General features: G+C 73.7%; 8 protein-coding genes and 1 pseudogene. 6 read left to right on the plus strand and 3 right to left on the minus strand.

All coding sequences use genetic code 11. The features are described 5' to 3' along the window. Nucleotides 1–106: 106 nt before the first annotated feature. Nucleotides 107–967: a dihydropteroate synthase gene (gene folP / locus CCN56_RS32375; RefSeq protein WP_086831449.1), complete on the minus strand. Its 861-nt coding sequence runs from the start codon at nucleotides 965–967 to the stop codon at nucleotides 107–109. 103 nt (nucleotides 968–1,070) lie between these two features. On the opposite strand from folP, the gene CCN56_RS32380 reads away from it, so the two are divergent. Together CCN56_RS32380 and CCN56_RS32385 are read left to right on the plus strand one after the other, a co-directional pair. After that, nucleotides 1,071–1,403 (plus strand): hypothetical protein, encoded by a 333-nt coding sequence (locus CCN56_RS32380; RefSeq protein WP_041131093.1) that lies wholly within the window; start codon nucleotides 1,071–1,073, stop codon nucleotides 1,401–1,403. After that, nucleotides 1,400–1,984: a DNA-3-methyladenine glycosylase I gene (locus CCN56_RS32385; RefSeq protein WP_086831450.1), complete on the plus strand. Its 585-nt coding sequence runs from the start codon at nucleotides 1,400–1,402 to the stop codon at nucleotides 1,982–1,984. The genes CCN56_RS32380 and CCN56_RS32385 overlap by 4 nt, the downstream gene beginning before the upstream one ends. Before the next feature lie 33 nt (nucleotides 1,985–2,017). On the opposite strand, the gene CCN56_RS32390 is transcribed toward CCN56_RS32385, so the two are convergent. After that, nucleotides 2,018–2,821 carry an enoyl-CoA hydratase/isomerase family protein gene (locus CCN56_RS32390; RefSeq protein ID WP_086831451.1) on the minus strand — a complete coding sequence of 268 codons (804 nt, stop codon included), beginning with the start codon at nucleotides 2,819–2,821 and terminating at the stop codon, nucleotides 2,018–2,020. A 333-nt stretch (nucleotides 2,822–3,154) separates the two neighbouring features. Between CCN56_RS32390 and CCN56_RS32395 the strand changes: the two genes are divergently transcribed. Continuing rightward, on the plus strand, nucleotides 3,155–3,322 hold the full coding sequence (locus tag CCN56_RS32395) for a DUF3117 domain-containing protein (RefSeq protein ID WP_086831452.1): 168 nt from the start codon (nucleotides 3,155–3,157) through the stop codon (nucleotides 3,320–3,322). A gap of 141 nt (nucleotides 3,323–3,463) precedes the next feature. On the opposite strand, the gene CCN56_RS32400 is transcribed toward CCN56_RS32395, so the two are convergent. After that, complete coding sequence (locus tag CCN56_RS32400) at nucleotides 3,464–4,129, minus strand: O-methyltransferase (protein ID WP_086831453.1); 666 nt, start codon at nucleotides 4,127–4,129, stop codon at nucleotides 3,464–3,466. Nucleotides 4,130–4,271: 142 nt separating this feature from the next. Between CCN56_RS32400 and sigE the strand changes: the two genes are divergently transcribed. The 3 genes and pseudogenes from sigE to CCN56_RS43960 all read left to right on the plus strand — a co-directional run. Next, the gene (sigE, locus tag CCN56_RS32405; RefSeq protein WP_078908486.1) at nucleotides 4,272–5,030 is read left to right on the plus strand and encodes an RNA polymerase sigma factor SigE; all 759 of its coding nucleotides are present in this window, start codon (nucleotides 4,272–4,274) and stop codon (nucleotides 5,028–5,030) included. Next, a complete protein-coding gene (locus CCN56_RS32410; protein ID WP_179200055.1) occupies nucleotides 5,027–5,956 on the plus strand; it encodes an anti-sigma factor in 930 nt (309 codons plus the stop codon). The genes sigE and CCN56_RS32410 overlap by 4 nt, the downstream gene beginning before the upstream one ends. 79 nt (nucleotides 5,957–6,035) lie before the next feature. Then, nucleotides 6,036–6,342 (plus strand): annotated as a pseudogene (locus tag CCN56_RS43960) (protease); the annotation flags it as partial.

The raw sequence follows: 6,342 nt of genomic DNA on the forward strand, positions 1-6,342 counted from the left end.
CCGTCCGGCGTTTGAGGACCTGGGTCCGGGGCGGAGCCCCGGTTTCGGGAAGGGGCGGGGTGGGGAAGGAGCCCGCCGCAGGCGCCCCTTCCCGGCACCCGCCCGACTACGCCAGCCCCCGCCGGGCGACCGCGGGCGCACGGTGACCGGCAATGGACGCCACCATGTCCAGGACCTGACGGGTCTCGGCCACCTCGTGCACCCGGTACACCTGCGCACCGAGCCACGCCGAGACCGCCGTCGTGGCCAGGGTCCCGAGGACCCGCTCCTTGACCGGCCGGTCCAGCGTCTCGCCCACGAAGTCCTTGTTGGACAAGGACACGAGCACCGGCCACCCGGTCGCCGCCATCTCCCCGAGCCGCCGCGTCGCCTCCAGACTGTGCCGCGTGTTCTTCCCGAAGTCGTGCCCGGGGTCGATCATGATCCCGTCCCGCCGCACACCGAGCGAGACCGCCCGCTCCGCGAGCCCCACGGTGACCCGCAGGATGTCGGCCATCACGTCCTCGTACTCGACCCGGTGCGGCCGCGTCCGCGGCTCCGCGCCGCCCGCGTGCGTACAGACGAGTCCCGCGCCGTACTTCGCGGCGACCTCCGCGAGCCGCGGGTCGACCCCGCCCCACGCGTCGTTCAGCACGTCCGCCCCGGCCTCGCAGACCGCCTCGCCGACGTCCGCCCGCCAGGTGTCGACGCTGATCACCACGTCGGGGTGACGCCTGCGGACCTCGGCGACGAAGCCGACCGTGCGCCGCGCCTCCTCCTCGGCCGTCACCTCCTCGCCGGGGCCCGCCTTCACCCCGCCGATGTCGATGATCGCCGCCCCCTCCGCCACGGCCTGCTCGACCCGGGCGAGCGCGGGCTCGTCCCGGAAGGTCGCGCCCTGGTCGTAGAAGGAGTCCGGGGTCCGGTTCACGATCGCCATGATCACCGGCTCGTGCGGCCCGAATTCACGCCGTCCCAAGCGCAGCATCCCTTTTGTCCTCCCTCGCGTCCGTTCGCCTGCGACCCTAACCGTCAGTGGCGCATGGCACGATCGGCACGGGACGTTTTCCACTCCGGGGAGAGGCGCGCAGGTGTTCTGGTTTCTGCTCATCACGATGGTCGTGGTCGTGGCCGCGGTGACCCTCGCCGTGGTCGGCGGCGGCGACAGCGAGGTGCTGCCCGAGGTGGCGCCCGAGCAGCTCGTCGACCCGCTTCCGGCCGCCCGACCGGTGGACCGCGCCGACGTCGAGGCGCTCCGCCTCCCGGTCGCCGCCCGCGGCTACCGGATGGCCGACGTGGACGACGTCCTCGTCCGCCTCGGTGCCGAGCTCGCGGAGCGCGACGCCCGGATCGCCGAGCTGGAGGAGGCGCTCGCGGGCGCGGGCCCCGCCGGCGGCACCGGCACGGAGGGCGGCGAGCAGTGACGGGCGAGGCGATCCCCGGGCCCGACGGGCGGCTGCGCTGCCCCTGGGGCCTGTCGACCGAGGACTACGTCGCGTACCACGACGAGGAGTGGGGCCGCCCGGTCCACGGCGACGACGCCCTCTTCGAGCGGCTCTGCCTGGAGGCCTTCCAGTCGGGCCTGTCGTGGATCACGATCCTGCGCCGCCGCGAGGGCTTCCGGAAGGCGTTCTCCGGCTTCCGGATCGCCGACGTGGCCGGCTTCACCGACGCCGACCGCGAGCGGCTCCTCGCCGACGAGGGCATCATCCGCAACCGCGCCAAGGTCGACGCGACCCTGGCCAACGCGAAGCTGCTCGCCGACTGGTCCCCGGGCGAGCTCGACGCCCTGATCTGGTCCCACGCCCCCGACCCGGCGACCCGCCCCGCTCCCCGTACGCTCGCCGAGGTCCCGGCGGTCACCGACGAGTCGACGGCCCTCTCCAAGGCCCTCAAGAAGCGCGGCCTCCGCTTCATCGGCCCCACCACGGCCTACGCCCTGATGCAGGCGTGCGGCCTGGTCGACGACCATCTGACGGGGTGCGTGGCCCGGGGCGTGCGATAGCCCCCGGGCCGGCGAACGGGTTCCGCCCCTACGTCACCTGCCCAGGTACTTCGGCTTCTCCTTGGCGATGAAGGCGCGGACCGCGATCGTGTGGTCCTCCGATGCGCCCGCCAGGTTCTGGAGTTCCTCCTCCTTGCCGAGGGCCTCGGCGAGGGAGTGGTCGGCGCCGTAGGCGAGGGACTCCTTCAGGGCCGCGTACGCCACGGTCGGGCCCTCCGCGAGCTTCCGGGCCACCTTCTCCGCCTCGGCGGCCAGGTCGGCGGCCGGGACCAGGCGGTTCACGATGCCGAGCTCGTACGCCTCCTGCGCGGAGATCGAGCGCGGGAAGAGCAGCAGGTCGGAGGCCCGGCTCGCGCCGATGAGGCGCGGCAGCGTCCACGACACGCCCGAGTCGGCGGTGAGGGCCACGCCCGCGAAGGAGGTGTTGAAGGAGGCCGTGTCCGCGACCACCCGGTAGTCCGCCGCGAGCGCGAAGCCGAAACCGGCCCCGGCGGCGACGCCGTTCACCGCCGCGACGACCGGCTTCCGCATGCCGGTGAGCGCCCGCACGATCGGGTTGTAGTGGTCGCGGACCGTGTTCATGGTCTCGCTCGTGCCGGACTCCTGGTCCGCCATGAGCAGCCCGACGTGCTCCTTCAGGTCCTGGCCCACGCAGAACGCCCGGTCGCCGGCCGCCGTGAGCAGCACCGCCCGTACGGCGGGATCGGCCGCGGCGGTCTCCGCGGCGTCCCGGAGGGCGACCTTCGCCGCCACGTTCATCGCGTTCATGGCCTCGGGCCGGTTGAGCGTGATGGTGGCGAGCCCGTCGCTCACCTCGTACAGCACCGTGTCGGCCATCGGGATCCCTTCGCCTCATTGCGTGGTTGACCAGCCCAGCATGGCGGAGATCACCCGTGTCGCCCATGTGAGCTGCGTCAAAGATTCGAGGGACATTCGAAGGACGTGGAGGGAGTCCGTCCGACGTCGAGCGGCGGAGTATCGCAGGTCGACCCCCGAAATGTGGGGTTTTGCGGGAGCGCGTTGCGCAAGCGATGCCGATCGATGTTGGTCATCGGGTCCTGCCATGCGGGATAATGACCTGGAAGCAATGTGTTCGAAGCCGGTGACGCGTGCTCCACACCATGGAGCTGCCCGGCTGACGATGAGCTGGTTTCAGGAAGGGGAACAAGCATGGCGGCCATGAAGCCGCGGACGGGTGATGGCCCGCTCGAGGTGACCAAGGAGGGGCGGGGCATCGTCATGCGCGTTCCGCTCGAAGGCGGCGGTCGGCTTGTCGTCGAGCTGACCCCGCAGGAGGCCGAGGAGCTGGGCGAGGCCCTCAAGAAGGTCGTCGGCTGACCCTCTCTCCACGATTCCCCACGCCGCCCCGGTACGGTCCGCCGTGCCGGGGCAGCGGTGTCTCCGGGGCCGGTACGGCGGTACGGCCGTGCGCCCGGGCTCCGGCGGGCGCGCCCGGGGCGGGCGGCCCTTCCGGAGCGGTCAGCCGCGGCGTACGGCGCAGAGCAGCCCGTCGCCCACCGGCAGCAGCGAGGGGACGAGCTCCTGGCTCTCCCGCACCGTGCGCAGCAGCTCGCGGACCCGCTGGACCTCAGCCGGCTGCGCCCCCGAATCGACCGTGCGGCCGTCCGCGAAGACCCCCTCGAAGCAGACGAGACCCCCCGGTCGCAGCAGGCGCAACGATTCAGCGAGGTAGTCCAGGTACTCGAGCCGGTCGCCGTCGCAGAACACGAGGTCGTACCCGCCGTCCGCGAGCCGGGGCAGCACGTCCAGGGCCCGGCCCGGGATGAAGCGGGCCCGGTTGCCCGCGAAGCCCGCCGCCCGGAACGCCGTCTTCGCGAGCTGCTGCCGCTCCGGCTGGAGGTCCACCGTCGTCAGGACGCCGTCCGGCCGCATCCCGAGCAGCAGGTAGATGCCCGAAACGCCCGTGCCGGTGCCGATCTCCGCCACCGCCTTGGCGTCCGCCGTCGCGGCGAGCAGGCGCAGCGCCCCACCGGTGCCCGGGGACACCGAGGGCAGCCCTGCCTCCCGGGCCCGCTCCCGGGCCCAGCGCAGGGCTTCGTCCTCGGCGACGAAGGCGTCGGCGAACGACCAGCTCGTCTGCCGGTTGGCGGTAATGGCCCTCTCCTGTCCCCGTAGTTGACGCAACGGTGACTGTATCCGCTGTCAGTGGGAACCCGCAGATGGGACCGGGCGTTCACCAGGGGAAGGACGCGACAGGAGGCAGCCGGGCGAGCCGGTTCCAAATTCGCGTAAAGATTCTTATCCGGAGCTAACGGGCGAGGTGGCTATGGTAGGGGCTCCACTGGACACCACCAGAGCCGACAGGGGAGGTGCGGCTGCGCCTGTGGATCGGGGAGGAGTGCTTCGGCGTCTTCTCAGGTCGGCGGGTGAGCCGAAATCCGTGACCGACACCGCTGACCGTTTCCGCACCACCGACTCCGCTCCCACCACCGCGACCTTCGCATCGGATGCGGAATCGCAGGCGTGGACCCCTCCCACCTGGGAGGAGATCGTCAGCACGCACAGTGGCCGGGTCTACCGCCTCGCCTACCGCCTGACGGGCAACCAGCACGACGCCGAGGACCTGACCCAGGAGGTCTTCGTCCGCGTCTTCCGCTCGCTGTCGACGTACACCCCGGGCACCTTCGAGGGCTGGCTGCACCGCATCACCACCAACCTCTTCCTCGACATGGTCCGCCGCAAGCAGCGCATCCGTTTCGACGCGCTCGCCGACGACGCGGCCGAGCGGCTCCCGAGCCGCGAGCCCTCGCCGCAGCAGGCGTTCAACGACACGCACTTCGACGCCGACGTGCAGCAGGCCCTCGACACCCTCGCGCCCGAGTTCCGCGCGGCGGTCGTCCTCTGCGACATCGAGGGGCTCTCGTACGAGGAGATCGCCGCGACCCTCGGCGTGAAGCTCGGCACCGTCCGCAGCCGCATCCACCGCGGCCGCTCCCACCTGCGCAAGGCGCTCAAGCACCGCTCGCCCGAGGCCCGGGCGGAGCGTGCCCTCGCCTCCGTCGGATGGGAGGCAGGAACAGCGTGAGCGGCACACGTCCCACGTCGCCGACCCCCGCGGAGCACCACCTCGGAGACCGGCTGGCCGCGCTCGTCGACGGCGAACTCGGCCACGACGCCCGCGAGCGGGTCCTCGCCCACCTCGCGACCTGCGCCCGCTGCAAGGCCGAGGCCGACGCCCAGCGCACGCTGAAGAGCGTCTTCGCCTCGGCGGCTCCGCCACCGCCCTCCGAGGGCTTCCTCGCCCGGCTCCAGGGCCTCCCGGGGGGACCCGGCGAGCCGGGAGGGCCGCGCGGCCCCCTGGAGGAACTCCTCGGCGCGGGCGGAGTGAAGTCCGACGGCTTCGCCACCGCCGCCGTCGTCACCCCGCACCCCGGCACCCCCGGGGCCGGCTTCCGCATCCACGAGGTCGGCTACCGCCGCTCCGGAACCCACGGGCGGGGCCGGCGCTTCGCCTTCGCGGCGGCCGGCGCCGTCTCGTTCGCGGCGATCGCCCTCGGCGGCACCCTGCCCCTCGAAGCCTCGGTGAGCGCGAGCGCCCGCGGCGGCCAGGGCGTCGGCAGCGCCGTCACCCCGCTGCGGACCACCACGGCCGGCGGGGGCACGGCTGCGGGTGCGGGGACCGGTCGCGGCACGCGCTCCGGCGAGCGCTCGGGCGCCCAGTCCGTCGACGCCGCCGAGCCGCTCGCCGCGGTGACCCCGGCCACCGTCCCGCAGGGGCCCGTCGCGGCCACGGGCCAGGGCACGGTCCCGTCGGGCGCCGTCCCGCCGGACGCGGTGCGCTCCGCCGCCGCTCCGTTCGTGGCCGTACGCCTCCGGAACCAGGCCCCGCAGTCGCTGCTCGCGCTCTCGCCGTTCATACGGCCGACGGGTCCGGCCCTCCAGCTGGCCTTCGCCCCCGGGCCCAGCCCGATGGCGAGCCCGACGACCGGACCGCTCGGCTCCCACCGCTGACCCGCGACCTGGTTGAATCCAGGGGGACAGGGGCGCCCGACCCAGGGGGCGCGGACGGGTCAGCGGTTGCGGGGAGAGCATGAACAACGGGAAGCCGAACTGGTGGAGCCGGCCTTCGAGCGCACCGGAGGCGGCGCGCATACCCACGCCGCCTCCGGCCGACGAGGGCGGTGACTTCCCCCTGCCCGCACCCCAGCCGGCCCCGGGGCAGGAACCGGCACCGACGGCAGCCGCCCGAGCCGCGGAGCCCGGGGCACCCGCGCCGGCCGTAGAACTGACGAAGCCGGCTCCCGAGCCGGCTCCCGTGGCGGTTCCGGACGCCGCCGAAGCGGTGCCCGCCGCGCCGCAGGCGGCGGTGCCCGGGCAGGCGGCCGAGTCTCCGGCGG

It is taken from the genome of Streptomyces sp. NRRL B-24572, from assembly GCF_002156145.1.
Classification (GTDB): Bacteria; Actinomycetota; Actinomycetes; order Streptomycetales; family Streptomycetaceae; genus Streptomyces; species Streptomyces vietnamensis.

What these genes read in the sequence shown, in the direction of transcription:
- folP (WP_086831449.1), bottom strand. Translation starts at nt 967, where the DNA reads ATGCTGCGCTTGGGACGGCGTGAATTCGGGCCGCACGAGCCGGTGATC.
- CCN56_RS32390 (WP_086831451.1), bottom strand. Translation starts at nt 2,821, where the DNA reads ATGGCCGACACGGTGCTGTACGAGGTGAGCGACGGGCTCGCCACCATC.
- CCN56_RS32395 (WP_086831452.1), top strand. Translation starts at nt 3,155, where the DNA reads ATGGCGGCCATGAAGCCGCGGACGGGTGATGGCCCGCTCGAGGTGACC.
- sigE (WP_078908486.1), top strand. Translation starts at nt 4,272, where the DNA reads ATGGTAGGGGCTCCACTGGACACCACCAGAGCCGACAGGGGAGGTGCG.